The 19,674-nt window shown below is 41.5% G+C and carries 14 protein-coding genes; 10 read left to right on the top strand and 4 right to left on the bottom strand.

The window, feature by feature from the left end; all coding sequences use genetic code 11:
* Positions 1 to 157: 157 nt before the first annotated feature.
* Both rpoC and rpoB read right to left on the bottom strand, forming a co-directional pair.
* Entirely contained in the window at positions 158 to 3,745 is a 3,588-nt protein-coding gene (gene rpoC, locus CGICJO_RS01265; protein WP_486499335.1) for a DNA-directed RNA polymerase subunit beta', read from the bottom strand.
* 14 nt (positions 3,746 to 3,759) lie between these two features.
* Positions 3,760 to 7,500 carry a DNA-directed RNA polymerase subunit beta gene (gene rpoB, locus CGICJO_RS01270; protein WP_486499336.1) on the bottom strand — a complete coding sequence of 1,247 codons (3,741 nt, stop codon included), beginning with the start codon at positions 7,498 to 7,500 and terminating at the stop codon, positions 3,760 to 3,762.
* Positions 7,501 to 8,162: 662 nt separating this feature from the next.
* Here rpoB and CGICJO_RS01275 point away from each other — a divergent pair.
* The 3 genes from CGICJO_RS01275 to CGICJO_RS01285 are packed head-to-tail and all read left to right on the top strand — an operon-like array spanning position 8,163 to position 9,639.
* Positions 8,163 to 8,366, top strand: coding sequence for a helix-turn-helix transcriptional regulator (locus CGICJO_RS01275; protein ID WP_087376934.1), 204 nt, complete (start codon positions 8,163 to 8,165; stop codon positions 8,364 to 8,366).
* The gene (locus CGICJO_RS01280; protein ID WP_087376936.1) at positions 8,366 to 8,695 is read left to right on the top strand and encodes a HipA N-terminal domain-containing protein; all 330 of its coding nucleotides are present in this window, start codon (positions 8,366 to 8,368) and stop codon (positions 8,693 to 8,695) included. The genes CGICJO_RS01275 and CGICJO_RS01280 overlap by 1 nt, the downstream gene beginning before the upstream one ends.
* Positions 8,692 to 9,639: a HipA domain-containing protein gene (locus CGICJO_RS01285; protein ID WP_087376938.1), complete on the top strand. Its 948-nt coding sequence runs from the start codon at positions 8,692 to 8,694 to the stop codon at positions 9,637 to 9,639. The genes CGICJO_RS01280 and CGICJO_RS01285 overlap by 4 nt, the downstream gene beginning before the upstream one ends.
* A 23-nt stretch (positions 9,640 to 9,662) precedes the next feature.
* On the opposite strand, the gene spoVAC is transcribed toward CGICJO_RS01285, so the two are convergent.
* On the bottom strand, positions 9,663 to 10,118 hold the full coding sequence (gene spoVAC / locus CGICJO_RS01290) for a stage V sporulation protein AC (RefSeq protein ID WP_242968277.1): 456 nt from the start codon (positions 10,116 to 10,118) through the stop codon (positions 9,663 to 9,665).
* A 163-nt stretch (positions 10,119 to 10,281) separates the two neighbouring features.
* Here spoVAC and CGICJO_RS01295 point away from each other — a divergent pair, with 163 nt between their 5' ends.
* The 7 genes from CGICJO_RS01295 (at position 10,282) to CGICJO_RS01325 (ending at position 19,351) form a co-directional block, all read left to right on the top strand.
* Positions 10,282 to 11,085, top strand: a complete 804-nt coding sequence (locus CGICJO_RS01295) for an amidohydrolase family protein (protein WP_486499337.1) — start codon at positions 10,282 to 10,284, stop codon at positions 11,083 to 11,085.
* Between the two features lie 171 nt (positions 11,086 to 11,256).
* On the top strand, positions 11,257 to 12,774 hold the full coding sequence (locus tag CGICJO_RS01300) for a hypothetical protein (protein ID WP_486499338.1): 1,518 nt from the start codon (positions 11,257 to 11,259) through the stop codon (positions 12,772 to 12,774).
* Positions 12,775 to 13,010: 236 nt separating this feature from the next.
* Positions 13,011 to 13,442 (top strand): hypothetical protein, encoded by a 432-nt coding sequence (locus CGICJO_RS01305; RefSeq protein ID WP_486499339.1) that lies wholly within the window; start codon positions 13,011 to 13,013, stop codon positions 13,440 to 13,442.
* Between the two features lie 27 nt (positions 13,443 to 13,469).
* Positions 13,470 to 14,990, top strand: a complete 1,521-nt coding sequence (locus tag CGICJO_RS01310) for a hypothetical protein (protein WP_486499340.1) — start codon at positions 13,470 to 13,472, stop codon at positions 14,988 to 14,990.
* 82 nt (positions 14,991 to 15,072) lie between these two features.
* Entirely contained in the window at positions 15,073 to 16,239 is a 1,167-nt protein-coding gene (locus CGICJO_RS01315) for a hypothetical protein (RefSeq protein WP_486499341.1), read from the top strand.
* Positions 16,240 to 16,274: 35 nt separating this feature from the next.
* Positions 16,275 to 17,156 carry an ABC transporter ATP-binding protein gene (locus CGICJO_RS01320; RefSeq protein ID WP_486499342.1) on the top strand — a complete coding sequence of 294 codons (882 nt, stop codon included), beginning with the start codon at positions 16,275 to 16,277 and terminating at the stop codon, positions 17,154 to 17,156.
* Positions 17,153 to 19,351 (top strand): hypothetical protein, encoded by a 2,199-nt coding sequence (locus CGICJO_RS01325; protein WP_486499343.1) that lies wholly within the window; start codon positions 17,153 to 17,155, stop codon positions 19,349 to 19,351. The genes CGICJO_RS01320 and CGICJO_RS01325 overlap by 4 nt, the downstream gene beginning before the upstream one ends.
* Positions 19,352 to 19,441: 90 nt before the next feature.
* Here CGICJO_RS01325 and CGICJO_RS01330 read toward each other — a convergent pair whose 3' ends face one another.
* On the bottom strand, positions 19,442 to 19,669 hold the full coding sequence (locus tag CGICJO_RS01330; protein ID WP_087376958.1) for a hypothetical protein: 228 nt from the start codon (positions 19,667 to 19,669) through the stop codon (positions 19,442 to 19,444).
* Between the last annotated feature and the right edge of the window lie 5 nt (positions 19,670 to 19,674).

Consider the following 19,674-nt stretch of genomic DNA (forward strand, 5'->3'; position numbering starts at 1 on the left):
AAATAAACCATGGCTGTAAATTTTAATATTTAAAAATGGAACCCAACCGAGAGCGAACCACTCCAAAGACTAATCAAAAGGTCTCGCCCGCCTTGTAATCATCCTTATTTTTATAAGAAAGCCATGCAAGGCGGAATCAAAAAAGTCGGATATAAAATTATTCTTCGGAGGAGTCTTCTATGTCGGAGGTTTCGAGAGGAGTTACGTTGGCGGCGGACTGAACTGCCGGTGTGTTCTCCTCTATCTGGATGTTGTTATATCTTGCCATACCTGTACCGGCAGGAACAAGCTTACCGATAATAACGTTTTCCTTAAGTCCGATAAGCGGGTCAACCTTACCCTTAATAGCGGCGTCTGTGAGAACTCTTGTTGTTTCCTGGAAGGAAGCGGCAGACAAGAAGCTGTCTGTTGCAAGAGATGCTTTTGTGATACCCAGGAGAAGCTGAGTATATGTTGCCTCTTTAAGTCCGGTTTCGCCGTTTGCGATTCTCTTCTGAATTTCTTCGTTTGCAAAGAGTACGTCGTTCTTGTCGTACATCTGGCCTGCCATAAACTCTGTGCTTCCGGCATCCTCAACTCTTACCTTCTTCATCATCTGGCGAACGATAACTTCGATATGCTTATCGTTGATATCAACACCCTGCAAGCGGTAAGTACTCTGAACTTCAGAGATGAGGTAGTCCTGTACGGCATTTGCGCCGAGAATTGCAAGTATATCATGTGGGTTAACAGAACCGTCGGTGATTTTATCGCCGGCTTTAATCTGCTGTCCCTCTTCAACTTTAACTCTGAATCCGAATGGGATGAGGTACTGTTTCTCTTCCTGTGTTTCCGGATTGAATACAACAGCGTGTCTGTTGTTCTTGATTTCCTCAAAGCGAACCACACCGTCGATTTCACTGATGATAGCAAGGCTCTTTGGCTTTCTGCCTTCGAAAAGCTCTTCAACACGTGGAAGACCCTGTGTGATATCTTCTGCGGAAGCAACACCACCGGTATGGAAGGTTCTCATTGTAAGCTGTGTACCAGGCTCACCGATTGACTGAGCTGCGATAATACCAACAGCCTCACCCACATTAACAGGCATACCGTTTGCAAGGTTGGAACCGTAGCACTTCTTGCAGACACCGTGTTTTGCACGGCAGCCCAAAATGCTGCGGATTGTAATCTTTTCTGTACCTGCATTTACGATAATATCTGCATCGTGTTCGTCCATCATCTTATCCTTGGATACAAGAACCTCGCCTGTTTCCTTATCACAGAAATCATCAACAAGATATCTGCCCACAAGACGCTCGTGGAGACCTTCGATAACCTGATTTCCTGACTTGATGTCAAAGATTTCAAGACCTTCGTGGGTTCCGCAGTCGTCCTCACGGATGATAACATCCTGTGAAACGTCAACAAGACGACGGGTAAGGTAACCGGAGTCAGCAGTTCTAAGAGCTGTATCGGCAAGACCCTTACGAGCACCACGGGATGAAATAAAGTATTCCAAAATGTTAAGACCTTCACGGTAGTTAGCTCTGATTGGAATTTCGATTGTTTTACCTGATGTGTTGGCGATAAGACCACGCATACCGGCAAGCTGACGAATCTGGCTCATACTACCACGGGCACCGGAATCCGCCATCATGTAGATTGGGTTGTATCTGCCCAAGTTCTTCTGAAGTGCGGCGGTAACGTCGTTTGTGGCTTTCTCCCAAATCTTAAGAACTCTTGCATAACGCTCTTCGTTGGAGAACATACCGTTCATGTAGTACTCTCTTACCTCGTCAACCTCTTTTTCAGCGGCTGCGATAATCTCTTTCTTTGCCGGTGGAATTTCAGCGTCGCAAACAGCAACGGTGATAGCACCTCTTGTTGAGTATTTGTAACCCTGTGCCTTGATATCGTCAAGCACCTGAGCGGCTACGTTTGCGCCGTGGATACGGATACAAGCGTCAACAATTTTACCGAGCTGCTTCTTGCCAACAAGGAAGTCAATTTCAAGTTTAAATTTATTTTCAGGCTTAGATCTGTCAACAAATCCCAAATCCTGAGGAATTGGATCGTTGAATATAATCTTACCAACTGTTGTATCGATGATACCGGATTCCTCCACACCGTCGATAACCATAGTGCGGCGAACCTTGATTTTTGAATGAAGCTTTACAACTCCTGCGCTGTATGCCATCATAGCTTCGTTTACATCGCAGAATACCTTGCCCTCGCCCGGTTCTCCGTCCTTATCAAGGGTCAGGTAGTAAGAACCAAGAATCATATCCTGTGTAGGAACTGCAACAGGACGTCCGTCGGAAGGCTTCAAAAGGTTTCCGGCAGCCAGCATCAGGAATCTTGCCTCAGCCTGTGCCTCTGCGGAAAGAGGAACGTGAACAGCCATCTGGTCGCCGTCGAAGTCGGCGTTAAATGCTGTACAAACAAGTGGGTGAAGCTTCAATGCACGGCCTTCAACAAGAACCGGCTCGAAAGCCTGAATACCAAGTCTGTGAAGTGTAGGAGCACGGTTCAAAAGTACCGGATGTCCCTTGATTACAACTTCAAGAGCGTCCCAAACCTCAGGCTTTGCTCTTTCAACAGCCTTTCTTGCAGCCTTGATGTTTACAACATTCTTTGTTTCAACAAGGCGCTTCATAACGAATGGCTTAAAGAGCTCCAATGCCATCTCCTTAGGAAGACCGCACTGATACATTTTAAGTTCAGGGCCAACAACGATAACAGAACGTCCGGAGTAGTCAACACGCTTACCGAGAAGGTTCTGACGGAAACGTCCCTGCTTACCCTTAAGCATATCTGAAAGTGACTTCAAAGGACGGTTGTTAGGACCTGTAACAGGTCTGCCTCTTCTGCCGTTGTCGATAAGTGCGTCAACAGCTTCCTGAAGCATTCTCTTTTCATTTCTGATAATTATATCCGGAGCTTCAAGCTCTAAAAGTCTTTTAAGACGGTTGTTTCTGTTAATTACACGTCTGTAAAGGTCGTTAAGGTCGGAGGTTGCGAAACGTCCGCCGTCCAGCTGAACCATCGGTCTGATATCCGGTGGAATTACCGGAACAACGTCAAGAATCATCCACTCAGGACGGTTGCCTGACATTCTGAAGCTCTCTACAACCTCAAGTCTTTTCAAAAGACGAACTCTCTTCTGACCTGAAGCGTTTTCAAGCTGTGCTCTAAGCTGCTCTGAAAGCTCGTCAAGGTTTACTTCCTGCAAAAGCTCTTTGATAGCTTCCGCACCCATAGACGCCTTAAAATCGTCGTCATATTTTTCTCTCATGTCGTTGTATTCACGCTCTGAGAGACACTGCATCTTCACAAGGTCACGGCAGTCGCCGGGATCTGTTACGATGTATGAGGCAAAATACAGAACCTTTTCAAGCATTCTTGGGGAAATATCAAGCATAAGTGAAATTCTTGATGGAATACCCTTGAAGTACCAGATATGTGATACAGGAGCGGCAAGCTCGATGTGACCCATACGCTCACGTCTTACCTTAGCTCTTGTTACCTCAACGCCGCAGCGGTCGCAGACTTTGCCCTTAAAGCGGATTCTCTTGTACTTACCGCAGTGACATTCCCAGTCCTTTGTAGGTCCGAAAATACGCTCGCAGAACAAGCCGTCAACCTCAGGCTTCAATGTTCTGTAGTTGATTGTCTCCGGCTTTTTTACCTCGCCATAAGACCATGCTCTTATCTGGTCAGGGGAAGCAAGTCCTATTTTAATAGACTCAAAAACATTATGATCCATTGTGCTTCTCCTCCTTAAAACTCATCTGCGCCGTGATCGTCATAATCAAAGGCGGAATCATCGGTGTCATCAAATATTGAACGCTCGTCAAAGAAGTTGCCCTCGTTGGAATCCTCGTCAAGGGAGAAACCGTCGTCCATATTTGTCATTACTTCGTTTTCGTCGAATACTGTATCCGGCTCTTCTCCGTCATCTGCATGTGTCGGAATATCGTCGTCATCGTCGAACTTCTGCTTCAGGTCGATTTCTTCGTTGTTCTTATCGAGAACCTTAACATCAAGAGCCAAGGACTGGAGTTCCTTAATGAGAACCTTAAAGGACTCAGGAATACCAGGTGTTGGGATGTTTTCGCCCTTAACGATTGCCTCGTAGGTCTTAACACGTCCAACAACGTCGTCGGACTTAACTGTAAGGATTTCCTGAAGTGTATAAGCTGCGCCGTAAGCTTCAAGTGCCCAAACTTCCATTTCTCCGAAACGCTGGCCGCCGAACTGAGCTTTACCGCCCAGAGGCTGCTGAGTAACAAGGGAGTAAGGACCTGTGCTTCTTGCGTGAATCTTATCGTCAACAAGGTGATGGAGCTTGAGGTAATACATGTAACCTACTGTAACAGGGTTGTCGAAACGCTCGCCTGTACGTCCGTCGGTAAGCCATGTTTTACCGTCACGGCTGTAGCCAGCCTGTTCCAAAGCCTCGAATACATCCTGCTCGTGTGCGCCGTCGAATACAGGAGTCATTATCTTCCAGCCAAGAGCCTTTGCTGCATAACCAAGATGCACCTCAAGTACCTGACCGATGTTCATACGTGAAGGAACGCCCAACGGGTTCAAAACGATATCAAGCGGAGTACCGTTCGGAAGGAATGGCATATCCTCAACAGGGAGAATTCTGGAAACAACACCCTTGTTTCCGTGACGTCCGGCCATCTTGTCGCCTACGCTTATCTTTCTCTTCTGAGCAAGATAGCAGCGTACAACCTTGTTAACGCCGGGCTGAAGCTCGTCACGGCTGTCCTCTCTTGTGAACACCTTAACGTCAACAACGATACCGCATTCACCGTGAGGAACTCTCAAAGATGTATCTCTTACTTCTCTTGCCTTCTCGCCGAAAATAGCTCTCAAAAGTCTTTCCTCGGCTGTAAGCTCTGTTTCTCCCTTTGGTGTTACCTTACCAACAAGAATATCGCCTGCATGAACCTCTGCGCCGATGTGGATAATACCGTCCTCGTCAAGGTCTTTAAGCATATCCTCGCCCACGTTTGGAATATCTCTTGTGATTTCCTCCGGTCCAAGCTTTGTATCTCTTGCTTCTGTTTCGTATTCTTCTATATGAATTGATGTGTAAACATCATCTCTAACTATCTTTTCATTGATGAGAACTGCGTCCTCGTAGTTGTAACCTTCCCATGTCATAAAGCCGATGAGGGCATTTTTACCAAGGGAAATTTCGCCGTTCTTTGTTGAAGGACCGTCTGCAAGAACCTCGCCCTTTACAACTCTCTGTCCTCTTGAAACAACCGGAATCTGGTTTATACATGTTCCCTGGTTGGAACGGAGGAACTTGATAACGTCAAAGTCCTGAACTCTGCCTGAGTCATACTGAACTCTGATGTGGTTTGCGTCAACGCTCATAACCACGCCGTCCTCTTCTGAGAGGATACAAACGCCTGAGTCAACGCCTGCCTTGTACTCCATACCGGTACCAACGATTGGTGACTCGGTAACGAGAAGCGGAACTGCCTGTCTCTGCATGTTTGAACCCATCAAAGCACGGTTTGCGTCGTCGTTTTCAAGGAACGGAATCATAGCGGTAGCAACGGAAACAACCATTCTTGGAGAAACGTCCATAAAGTCGAAACGCTCTGCCGGGAATTCAACGAATTCATCTCTGAAACGTCCGTTTACTTTCTTATGAACAAATCTGCCGTTTTCGTCCAAAGGCTCGTTAGCCTGAGCAACTGCAAATTCGTCTTCCATGTCCGCTGTCATGTAGATAACCTCGTCTGTTACGACGCCGGTATCTTTGTTTATCTTTCTGAATGGTGCTTCAATGAAGCCGTATTCGTTAATTCTTGCAAATGTTGCAAGGTAGGAAATAAGACCGATGTTAGGACCTTCAGGAGTTTCGATAGGACACATACGTCCGTAGTGGGTGTAGTGAACGTCACGAACCTCAAATCCGGCTCTATCTCTGGAAAGACCGCCAGGACCCAATGCTGAAAGTCTTCTCTTGTGAGTAAGCTCTGCAAGAGGGTTGTTCTGGTCCATGAACTGTGAAAGCGGTGAAGAACCAAAGAACTCTTTGATTGCCGCTGTAACAGGTCTGATATTTATAAGAGAACCAGGGGAAAGTGACTCAAGGTCGGAAGCCTGCAATGTCATTCTCTCTCTGATAACTCTTTCAAGACGGCTGAAACCGATTCTGAACTGGTTCTGCAAAAGCTCGCCTACGCATCTGATACGTCTGTTGCCCAAATGGTCGATATCATCTGTAACGCCGATGCCCTCTGCAAGGCAGTTCATGTAGTTGATTGAAGAGAAAATATCGTCGATTGTTATGTGGTTAGGAATAAGGTCAGCAGCTCTTCTCTTGATTGTGTGCTTGAGTTCCTCTTCATTCTCACAGCTGTCAAGGATTTCGCAGAGAACTGCAAAGCTTACCTTTTCGTTTATGCCGCATTCTTTCTTTGCGTCAAAGCTTACGTACTCGTTTATATCAACCATTCCGTTTGATATAATCTTGATTACCTTTCCGTCCTCGCCTGCAACAAATGCAACGCTTACGCCGGCGTTTTCAATTTCCTTTGCCTTTTCTCTGGAAATTGTGTCGCCACGAAGAGCCATAACCTCGCCTGTTCTCGGATTTGCAATAGGCTCTGCCAAAACACAGCCTGCAAGTCTGTTGGAGATACCGAGCTTTTTGTTGTACTTATAGCGGCCAACCCTTGACATATCGTATCTTCTTGAATCGAAGAACAGATTGTGAATGTGGGTTTTTGCGCTGTCAACTGTAGGAGGCTCACTTGGACGGAGCTTCTTGTATACTTCAATAAGACCCTCGTCTACTGAGTTTGTTGTATCCTTTTCAATAGTTGCCTTAATTCTTGCGTCGTCGCCGAAGCACTCAAGGATTTCTGCGTTTGTACCAAGTCCCAAGGCTCTGATGAAAACAGTAACCGGAATCTTTCTGTTTTTATCTATACGAACATAGAAAACGTCGTTTACATCGTTTTCGTATTCAAGCCAGGCACCTCTGTTAGGAATAACAGTGGAGCTGAAAAGCTCTTTACCTGTCTTGTCGTGGTCCATCTTATAATAAACGCCCGGGCTTCTTACAAGCTGAGAAACTATAACTCTTTCTGCACCGTTAATAACAAAGGTGCCGCTTGCGGTCATAAGCGGGAAATCGCCCATGAACACGTTGGAGTCCTTAATTTCGCCTGTTTCCTTGTTGATAAGACGAGCAGTTACACGCAATGCTGCGGAATATGTTGCATCTCTCTCTTTACATTCGATAACACTGTAGTTGGGCTTATCAACGTCCAGACTGTAGTCAATGAAATCGAGAACAAGATTACCTGTGTAATCGGTTATTCCTGAAACATCCTTGAATACCTCTGCAAGTCCCTCTTTGATAAACCAGTCATATGACTTTTTCTGAACCTCAATAAGGTTTGGCATTTCGATAACTTCGTCAATTTTTGCGAAGCTCTGTCTGATGTTGTTTCCAAGCTTTACCGGTTTGACATTTACCATCGGGCGTATCACTCCTTTAAGAAATCATTTAGGATAAAAAATCTAACGCTGTTCCCTCAAAGCTTTTAAAGCTTCGGGTTTTGCTTCATGCGACAAAAGCGATATATATAATGCAGTCACAAAATAAGCAATTTTTCTGTTTTAATCAGGGAGGAAATGTTTCTGAAAAACTCTTGACAATCCGGCATATTATGTGCTAATATACCAACGGTCAACAAATTTTTTTTGCCTGTTTTTAAAGACAAGCAGACACATATCCCCATGATGTTACATCTTAATAATTTACTACATCTCATTTTGTTTGTCAAGGGCATTTTTGCCTTTTTCCCGTATTTTACGGGATTTTTTTCATTTTAATAAAGATTTTTCAAAAAATAATTCCCCAAAAGCATTAAAACGCCTTTGGGGAAATTTTTAAGCTCTACCAAGAAACACCCGGTGGTGTTGGTTGTTTTTAAAGGAACTTTTGACAGCAATTTATCTATGAGATTTTATTTCCTTTTTTGAAAATCTAAGTTTATTTTTATACCCGATAAGGTATAAAATTATCATTAACACATAAAATATACCCGAAAAGGTATAATTTATAAAAAATCATTGACTTTATACCCGATAAGGTATAAAATAATTATTAACAATAAAATTATTGAAAGTGTGATACCATGAACAGGATTGCCAGATTTATTAAAGAAAACAGAAAAGCGGCAGGTCTTACCCAGGAGGAATTTGCCATGCGTTCGGGGCTTGGCCTTAGATTTGTAAGGGATTTGGAACAAGGTAAAGAAACAGTAAGAATGGACAAAGTAAACGCCGCACTTGCCATGTTCGGCATGGAAGCGGTTCCCGGCAGAAAGGAAGATAAGTAATGCAGACTCTCAGAACTGCCTATGTGTATGTGAGAAATATTTACGCAGGAGAATTAAAAGAAACAGACAGCGGTTATTCTTTTCTCTACGATGAAAACTATCTTTTATCCCAAAACCCTGCTCCCGTGTCCCTTACCCTTCCATTACAAAAAGAAATGTACACATCAAAAGTTCTTTTTCCTTTTTTTGACGGTTTAATACCCGAAGGCTGGTTGTTAAATATCGTCAGCAGAAACTGGAAAATCGACACAAAAGACAGGTTTCAGCTTCTCATGGTTGCCTGTAAAGACTGCATAGGAAATGTAAGTATAAGGGAGGAACGCATATGAACTGTCTTTGCTGCGGTAAGCCTTTAAAAACACAGGAATACGAAACAGGCTGGCATAAAAGCTGTATCAAAAAATTTTTCGGAACTGCACAGCTTCCGGAAATTGAAATATCAAACCAAGCTTTGATACATTTGGTATCAGAAAATATAAACAGAGGTTACACCGTTCCCGGCGTACAGAAAAAATTATCTCTCCATCTGTCAACCGATAAAAAAACAAAGCTTACAATCGTAAATTATCCCACCGGATACATTTTAAAACCTCAGGTAGAAGAATTTGAATGTCTTCCTCAGGCGGAACAGCTTATAATGACAATGGCTGATGTTGTTGGAATTCCTACGGTTCCTCATGCACTTGTAAAAGACGGAGAAAATCTCGCCTATATAACAAAACGTGTGGACAGAATTTTTTCTGATAAAGGAAAAATACAGATGCTGGCTATGGAAGATTTTTGTCAGCTTGACCTGAGGCTTACACAGGATAAATACAGAGGCTCCTATGAGCGCTGTGCAAAAATAATAAGCAAATATTCCTCACGAACCGGACTTGATATGACAGAGCTTTTCATGCGTCTTGTATTTTCATATATTGTTGGAAATTCCGACATGCATCTTAAAAACTTTTCCCTTATAGAAACCTTTGAAGGCTCAGGGGAATATGTTCTCTCACCGGCCTATGACCTGCTTCCTGTCAATACAATAATGCCGGAGGACAAGGAACAGTTTGCCTTGACAATGAACGGTAAAAAAACAAACATACGCAGAAAAGATTTTCTTGTGTTTGCCGAAAACTCCGGTCTTTCAAAAACCGCCGCCGAGAAAATGATAGACAAGCTGAAAAAATCGGAAGATAAACTCATTTCAATGTGCAAAGAATCTTTAATCGCCGACAAACAAAAAGAAAATCTGATAAATCTTATTTCCGCAAGAATACAAACTCTATAACAAAGGCATAGGAATTTTACCTCCTATGCCTTTGTTATAATCTTCATAAGAAAAACAACAACCCCGTAAACCACGCCTGCGGCTATCGAGTAGACTATTACCGGGCCGGCTATTACAAACATCTTAACGCCAACTCCGGTTATGAAACCCTCTGTGCGAAATTCGATTGCTGAGGACGCCACGGAGTTTGCAAAGCCTGTTATAGGCACCAGAGTTCCTGCTCCCGCCTTGCTTCCTATCTTTTCATAAATTCCGAAAGCCGTCAATGTTACGCCTATAAAAATCATTGTAATTGTATTGAGCATTCCTGCCTCTTCCTTTGAAAAACCAAAGCTCAAATAGGTATCAAGAAAAATCTGACCAACGGTGCATATTAAACCGCCTATAAGAAATGCAAACACACAGTTTTTCAATGTGGGCGACGGCGGGGAGATTTTCTCTGTCAGCTTTGAATATTCCTCTTTTGTGATTTTTTTCATAGTTATCACCTTTATCATACTGTTTTAAAGTAGTATTTTCCCCTGTATTTTTATTTATTCAAATAAACAACGGAAAAATTAACTTGAATTGCTATGAAAACAGATGTATAATTATACTGTATTCTTTTAATAAATTATAGCTTTAAATCAAGGAAGTGTTTAGATGGTTATAGATATTCACACACATATTTTTCCGCCAAAGCTTGCACCCCACGCTATAAAGGCTTTGGAAAGTTCCGCCGGCGCTCATGCCTTTTTAAATGGAACCAAAGAGGATTTAATAAAATCCATGAGAGAAAACGGCATTGACATAAGCGTAAACATGCCGGTAGCCTCAAGAGCAGACCAGGTTCATTCAATAAACAATTATGCAATAGAGATAAACAACGAGGGCGATACAACAGGACTTTATTCCTTCGGCGCTTGTCATCCTTTAAATCCCGACATGAAAGACGAGCTTAAAAGGCTTAAATCCGCAGGAATAAAGGGAATAAAAATACATCCTGATTTTCAGGGACTGTATCTCGACGACGAAGCGGTTGTCCGCATTATGGAATACGCCGCAGAGCTGGGACTTATAATTTTAATCCACTGCGGAATGGACCCATCATTCCCGGATGTTCACAGAAGCACACCGAAACGACTTGCCGGTATTCTCCCAAGACTTAACGGTGCAAAAATAATCGCCGCACACATGGGCGGTTATGAATATATGGATGATGTTGAGGATTGCCTTGTGGGCAAAGATGTATACATCGACACAAGCTTCACCATAGGAAAGTTTGATGAAAAGCAGATTTTAAGAATTTTACAAAACCACAATCCCGACAAAATTCTTTTCGGAACCGATTCCCCTTGGGATGACCAGAAAAACGCTTTGAAGCTTTTTAAAGAGCTTCCCATTTCCGATGAACTGAAAGAAAAAATCCTCTGGAAAAACAGCAAAAATCTTTTAGAAATACTTTAATATAACTATATATTAGTCAGCGTCCTTTCGGGCGCTGATTTTTTATGTGCAGCTTCTGTAATTATTAAAAAATTCTTAATTTTTACATAAATTGTTGAAAAGTTTTTTGGATATTATATAATTAAATTAACGAAATATTAAAAATAATTGCAAAAGTAAGGAGTTGATATTATGAGGAAAAATTTTAAGAAAATTCTGTGCTGTCTGCTTGCATTCACTGTACTTGCAGGCGTGCTGACCCTTTCAGGATGTAAGAAAGAACAAAACACAGCCACAATTAAATGGGGTATTTACAGATGTTCAGAGGAAGACGCCGTAATTTTGGAAAGCTCTCTCAATGCGGAGCTTGAAAACCTGTCAAAGCCCTACCGTGTGGATATTTCCGGCTTTAATTATTCTGATTACGGCGATGATTATGAAAAGCTTTCCTCAGATTTTGATATTTTCTATCTGGAAAACAGTAACAATCCCGATGATTTTACATCGTATCTTCAAGACATTATAAACTGTGTGGAAAACGGATGTTTCATGGCTCTTGACGACATCTTTTTTGAGGGTCAGGAGGAAATTATAGTGAACACAATTATGGAGCAATATGTCATTGAAGAAAATCTTGATTACGGAAAATTTGACGGTGTTCAGTACATATTCCCCACCAACAGAAGCTCCGTAAAAAATCCAAGCACTGTGGGCACAAGCTTTGGAGTTAAGACAGAGTTATTTGAAAAAGCTCAGCTGCCTATGGAAGAATACATGGTTGATATAACAGAAGCCGACCAGCTTCTTGAAAAGCTTTCACAATATTCAAGCACCCTTATATATCTTCCAACAGACAGCAGCTTAGATATAGAAAAACACAACTCCGGCGATGGTGAAACATATACCCTTCCATACGGCGCTTTTGGATTTAGCTATGTGGTTCCTCAAAACCTTTTGTTTTATCTGGATACTTACACCTATTTTTTCCCGGTTTCCGGAGTGGGAATGTCAAAGGAAGCCGAACCGAGGGTTTTTAACCTTTTCTCAGACGAACACTTTATAGACTATGTAAAAGCTATGGTGAGATACCGTGAAAAAGGCTATACAACACCGTTAAATACCTTTGATATCAACAATTCCATGGGACACGGAAGAAAAGATTTGACAATAGTTACGGGAGATTGGACGCTTATGCCCTCCGGCTCGGAAGAATATATCTACTATTCCCCTGAGTCCATACAAAAAACAAGTCTTTGCGGTCTTGCTGTATCCTCAAAAACCGAGAAAAAGGATGAAGCTTTAGCGTTTCTTTACGACCTCATAACAGACAAAGATGTTAAAAAGTCCCTGTACAAAGAACACCGTCAATATTATGTAAGTCTTTTTGACGAGGAGCTTTGCGATGTAACATTCTCTCCAAAGGATGAAAACGGCGACCGTATTGCCCCTTATCTTGAAGCACTGGAAAATGCTCAGGAGATTGACAAACCAAACGGTTTTGACCTTACTGAACTTGAGGATGTAAAAAAACAAATTGACCTTTATGTCTGTGAAATAACCAGAAACTTTTTCTACAGCGGCGGAGTTTTAGCCGATGAAAACGGAAAGCTCACCGATGAAAGCGTAGAAAAAGGAATGGCAGAAATTGCCCAGCACCTTGAGGAACTGGGTATTCAGGAGATTATAGTCAGACTTGAAGAACAGCTTTGAAATTTTTAAAAAATGACGCAAAAAGCTTGCAATTATATTTTTAATATGTTATACTCTTACCATAATAAATTTTAAATAAATTGATTATTTTTATATGTAATTTACAGTAAACTATTTTATGAGGGGAGTCCGATGTGCTGTTATCTTAAAAATCCAGCCTTTTAAATCAAAAATAAATAATATTAAAATGATATAAATGGTTTTTCCATAATTTACTGCAGAAAGGAGTATTTTATATGAAGAGACGTGTTAAAAAAATCATAAGCACTATACTTTCCGGTGTGATTTTGACAACAGCGTTGTTTTCCGTATCTGTTAATGCCGAGGAAGTAGACCATGCTTATGGAGAATCAGGCGGCGTAGAATATGAGGGTGCATTGTTTGTTGAAGGTGACTTCAAAGTTACAGCAACAACATACCGTCCGAATATACAGTATTGCTATGCTAAACTGTATATTCAATACGAAACCGCCAGTGAAAAAGACCCTATTAATAGAGCTTTTGATGACGAAGCTGGCGGTCCTGCTACCAGCAATTCCGCTATTATAAGTGATTACTCAGCACCCGGTTCTATCAATAAGCTTTATTACGCTAAAGGATCTCACTCTTTGGGAGGCGGACATTATATCAATACATCTTACGGAACACCTGTATTACCTGTACCATAAAAATACTATAAAATAGGAGGGAAATTAATGATAAACAGAATATGCAAAAAAGCTTTGTCTGTTCTCATTTGCTTGTTATTGTCAATATTTATTTTGACAGCCTGTGACAGCGATAAAAACATAGTTGAGCTTAAATTTGGCATTTATAGGTGTTCTGAAGAAGATGCAGTAAGTCTTGAAAACTCTCTCAATGCAAAACTTGAGAAATTGAAAAAAGACTATCGTGTAGATATTGCCGGATTTATCTATCCAGACTATCAGGACAAAGAAACAATGACAATAGACTACCAAAAACTTTCCTCCGATTTCGATATTTTATACCTGGAAAACAGCAACAATCCCGATGATTTTACATTGTATCTTCAAGACATTATAAATTGCGTTGATAACGGCTGTCTTCTGCCTCTCGATGGTGTTTTCTCGGACGAACAGCAGGAATCCATTTTAAAGGAATACGTGCTTGAGGAAAATCCGAATTACGGAAAATTTGACGGCGTTCAGTACATATTCCCCACCAACATAAGCTCAGTAAAAAATGCAATATCAGTAGGCACAAGCTTTGGAGTTAAGACAAAGTTATTCGAGGAAGCTCAACTGCCTATGGAAGAATACATGGTGGATATAACAGAAGCCGACCAGCTTCTTGAAAAGCTTTCACAATATTCAAGCACCCTTATATATCTTCCCACAGACAGCCTTGTGGATATAGTGAATCATGACACAAGCATTGATAAAAAATACGTTCTTCCATACGGTGTTTACGGTTTTCACTACGTTGTACCCAAAAATCTGATGTTTTATCTTGAAATATATACCTATCTTTTCCCGGTTTCGGGAGTGGGAATGACAAGGGAAACAGAGCCGAAAGTTTTTAACCTTTTCTCCGATGAATACTTTATAGACTATGTAAAAGCTATGGTGAGATATCGTGAAAAGGGATATACAACGCAATTAGACACCTTTGATATAAACAATTCAATGGGGCACGGAGTAAAGGATTTACCTATAGTGGCAGGCGATTTTACTCTTCTGCCCACCGGTTCAGGAAAATATATTTACTATTCTCCGGAATCCATACAAAAAACAAGTCTCTGCGGTCTTGCTGTATCCTCAAAAACCGAGAAAAAGGATGAAGCTTTAGCATTTCTTTACGACCTCATAACAGACAAGGATGTTAAAAAGTCCCTTTACTCAGAAAGTGACCAATACTATGTGAGCCTTTTTGATGAGGAACTTTGCAGAGTAGCTTTCTCTCCAAAAGATGAAAACGGCGACCGTATCGCCCCTTATCTTGAAGCATTGGAAAACGCTCAGGAGATTGACAAACCAAACGGTTTTGACCTTACTGGACTTGAGGATGTAAAAGAACAAATCGACCTTTATGTCTGTGAAATAACCAGAAACTTTTTCTATGATAACGGAGTTTTAGCCGATGAAAACGGAAATATAACTGAAGAAAGCATAGAAAAAAATATGGCTGAAATCGCCCAGCACCTTGAGGAACTGGGTATTCAAGAGATTATAGACCGTATTTCAGAGCAGGTTTAGCTCTTTCTGAAAATTAAATTTTTATTAAAATATTGGCTCTGCGAATAAAAAAGCAGAGCCATATTGCTAACGGGGTGATTTTATGAAGTTTAGAAAACTTTCACTGATTATGTGTCTTGTTTTATTGATGTCCGCATTTACTGCCTGCTCCGGCAATGAAGAAACACAGCAGGCTTTAAGCTGGAAAAGCAATTACAGCGCATATAATTTTACTGTCTACAGGGACGGAGTATTTTTTAATGACAGAAACGGTATACTCCACTATTTTGACGCTTCTTCCAAAGAGGATGTAATACTGTGCAACAAAAAGGACTGTCAGCACTCCGGCAAAAGCTGTCACGGATATGTCGGTTACTCTTCAGGTTACAGTGTTTTCGGCGACAACATCTACATATTGAATTCTGAAGAAGCAGTTGTAACCGTTATAAAATCGGACATAGACTACACAAACCCTGAAGAAATCGCAGCTTTAGGAAAAGAATTGGCAGAAAACGGCTACTATGTCTTTCCCAGTGACTTTCGAGTTTCCGGCGACTACCTTTATTATTTGGCAGAGGTTTCAAACTTTAACACAGGTGAATCCTATTACGGAATTTACTGTGTAAAAACGAAAACAGGAAAAGAAACCACTGTTATAGACCAATTAACACAGGCAAGCAATTTGAGCATCATAGCTGTCTGCGGTTCTGAAATAATTTATCTCACCACCCATATGGACGAAGACATGTACAGCGAGCTTTACGAAAGCGATTTGCAGGGTAACAACTGGGATGAATTCAGCAGAAAATTCATGGAGTACGAGAAACAGAGAACCTACAATGTATATAAATACAATGTTGAAACAGGTGAAAACACAGTAATTTATGAAAACAAAGCGGCGACTTCCCCTGTTTTCGCCGACGATAATTTCTTATACGGCTACACATTTACGGTGAATGATTCTCTGACCTTTGTTCCGGAAAAATATTTTGCCGTTGACCTTAAAACTCAGGAAGAAAAAACCATCGACAAGGAAGAATTTGAGAAAAAACAGCGTGGCTTCTCCGAAAGCGAGGCAGACGCCATAACCGGCGGCAGTGATGATTTAAATATCTACTTTCTGACGGACAGCGGCTATATAGGCACAAGAACCGACAAAAAAGTTCCGACAGGTGAAAATTCTTACACTATAACAGGACAAAGCTACGTTTTAATAGATAAAAACAATCCTCAAAGCGAACCCTTTGCTTTTTACAGCTGGGAGGATTGACAATAGCAAAAACTATATAAAAGGAGGGCGGTTATATGGAGCTTAAACTAAAAAACATAACAAAGCAGTACGGTGAGAAAAAAGCCCTTGACAATTTTTCCCTCACCTTCAAGCCGGGCATATACGGACTTTTAGGGCCCAACGGCTCGGGAAAATCAACAATGATGAAAATTATCACCGACAACATAAGCCCCACAAAGGGCGAGGTTTTTTGGGATTCCACCCCCATTTTAAAAATGGGCGACCAATACCGCTCACTTTTAGGCTATATGCCCCAGCAGCAGGGAATATACGACAACTTTACCGCAAGGCGTTTTTTGTGGTACATGTGCGCTTTAAAGGGTATCCCGAAAAGGGAAATCCCCAAAATGGTGGAACAGGCGGCAAAAAAAGTTAATCTCTATGATGTTTTGGACAAAAAGCTTGGGGGCTTTTCCGGCGGAATGAAGCAGAGAGTTTTAATAGCACAGGCAATTTTGGGCGACCCGAAAATACTTATCTTTGACGAACCAACCGCAGGCCTTGACCCCAAGGAGCGCATAAGAATAAGAAATTTAATTTCGGAAATCGCCTTTGACCGAATTGTAATAATCGCCACCCATGTTGTGCCTGATATTGAATTTATCGCCAAAAAGGTGGTTATGCTGAAAAGCGGCGTGTGTTACGGCTGTCTGCCCCCGTCAAAATGGCTTAAAACAGCAGAGGGCAAGGTTTTTGAATTTCCCGCAAGGGAGAAAGACATTCCCTTTATTGAAAAGCTTTTTGTGGTGGGAAATTTAAGGCGTGACGAAAAGGACACGGTATGGGTAAGAGTGGTTTCCGACAAAAAGCCCAAAGCCCCCAGACTTTCCGTCCTCCCTCCCACACTTGAGGATGTTTACCTGTATATGTTCAACGACAGAGGTGAGAAAAAATGATTTTATGGGAACTTAAAAAAATTCTCACCGGAAAAATTGCTTTACTGCTTATTATGGCTTTGGGTATAAATCTTTTTATTTTCTACTACACCGAAAGCCTTGAAACCCAGGAAAATCCCTATTTCACACCCCAGAATTACCGCAGTGTTTTTGCGGAAATGGTAAACCTGAACACATCCGAAAGGGTTTCATTTCTTAAAAATAAAATAGACGTCATACAGGAAAAAATAAACGACCCGGAAACCGGCTACGACGAAAATCTGTACGACGAAAAAGATTTTCTAAATGAGCTTTACGAGGAAGCTTTGTTTATACAAAACTACGAGGATTTTCTCACGGACTCAGAGGAAAACGCCTTGAAAAAGACATCTGTTTCAATCTTCGGAGAAAAAGGCTCCTTTGCCTACAACAACGCTTTAAAAATGGCAGAGGACTTTCAAAGCCTCCATGGAACGCCTGTGTCCTTTGACAAAACCCACGGCATAACCGCCGCCACGGGACTTTTTACCGGGGACATTATAACAGTGTTTATTCTCCTTTTGATTGTGGGCGAGCTTCTTATAAAGGAACACCAGCAGGGCATAATGCCTGTTATCAGGACAACAAAGAAAGGCAGAAAGCAGGTTATACTTGCTAAAATATTCGCAGTGCTTATAATGTGCTTTTTTCTTTCCCTTATCTTTCTTTCCGTCAATCTGCTGTACTCCGCTGTTGTATACGGCTTGGGCGACCTTTCAAGACCGGTACAGTCACTGCCGGGCTTTGCCGCAAGCACCATAAAAATAAACATCTGGCAGTATTTCATTCTTTTATGGATTGTAAAAGCCTTTGCATTTTTTATTGTGGCGTCAATCGCAATAGTATTTTCTGTGATTTTCGCAAACGGCATTGCCGCCTATGGCTTAACGGGAATAATTTTAGCAATAAACTATGTTCTCTACTTTGTAATTCCCGTAACCTCACCGATGGCACAGCTTCATTTTTTGAACTTGGGAAACTTTCTTTCCGGAACTTCACTGTTCTGCGGCGAGGTAAACCTCAACATCTTTTCAATCCCCATGGACGTGCTTACCATTTCACTTATAATTATGGCGGTACTTGCACTGGTTCTGCCCATAATAAGCGTTTTAATATTTGTAAAATCCAAAAAGGAAAAGGGAAAGCTTAAAATCTTTTCCCGCCTGCCCTCTCCCCACAGGAAAAAATATTCCTCAGGAATTTTCAGTTACGAATGTTTCAAGCTTTTTGTAAGCAACGGGGCAATTATTATTTTCGCTGTTTTTATTGCGGTGCAGTTTCTAAGCTACCCGAAAAAAGACACACTAACCGCCTACGAGCAGTGCGAAATAAGCTATATGGAAACATTAAAGGGCGAATACACAGAGGAAAAACTCAATTATCTGCAATCCGAGTACGATGAAAACGCCGCTCTGAGCAGTGACAATTTCACAGCAAGGACAAAGGCATACAGCATCGAAAGCAAGCTTCTCCCTCTTGCCTATCATTTGCAGGAGCTTGAAGCCCAGGGAGAAAATGCGGAGTTTGTCCCCTATTCCGGTTATTCATACCTGTTTAATCCGGACTCAAAAACTGCGTCAGCTTCTGCATGTTTCCTGATTTTATTTATCGCGATATCGGTTACAAGCCTTTTCCCCATGGAAAAAGCCACAGGAATGAATCAGATTTTAACAACCACCCTTAAAGGCAAGGGAAAAACTGTAAGCACAAAGGTTAAAGCCTGTCTTATGCTCTCCGTAATCATGTGTGTTTTGGCTTTTGCGCCTGACTTTATCTACTGTCTGAAAATGTACGGCTTTGAAAATCTTATGAGCCAAAGTCAAAACCTTATGGTGCTTTCCGAAAGCTTTATGTCACTTCCCATAATGGTATATATGATAATTCTGTATCTTATAAGGCTTTTGGGCGTTATAAGCCTTACGGTTATTATCTTAGGTATTTCCTCTCTTTTAAAATCTCAGATAATTTCCGTGCTTTTAAATCTTGCAATTTTCGGAGCGCCTGCTATTCTTTCAATGATTGATTTTAAAATCCTTGACAATTTCAGCATGGTGTCGATACTTTCCGCAAACAAGCTGTTTTTCAACAATTTACAGCTTATTCTATCCCTTGTGGGAATTATAATTCTCACCGCCCTTGGAGCGGTTTTACTTAAAAAATCTCAGAAAACATGTTAACTCATCCTTAAAAGCGAAAGCTCTGTGAAACCTATGTCGGTTCACAGAGCTTTTGCTTTTTATTTATAGAGTAATGTAGGTGAAAGCTGTTTAAAAATCATCGCCGCTGTTTATAGCCGAAACTATTTTATCTGTAGTCCACCAGACAGCGGCTATCATCATTGCGCAAACCGCTATAGGAACAGCCAAAAGGAGAATTATACCCACCCCTGTACAGGTTATTACCCTGCTTATTGCTTTTTTCACGATGCCTTTTTCTTTCTTTTTTTCATGTACCTTATATATTTCTCCCGCTTGGCAAGTTATTTCTCCCTCCACTGTTG

The sequence above is a fragment of the Candidatus Limousia pullorum genome (genome assembly GCF_057405065.1).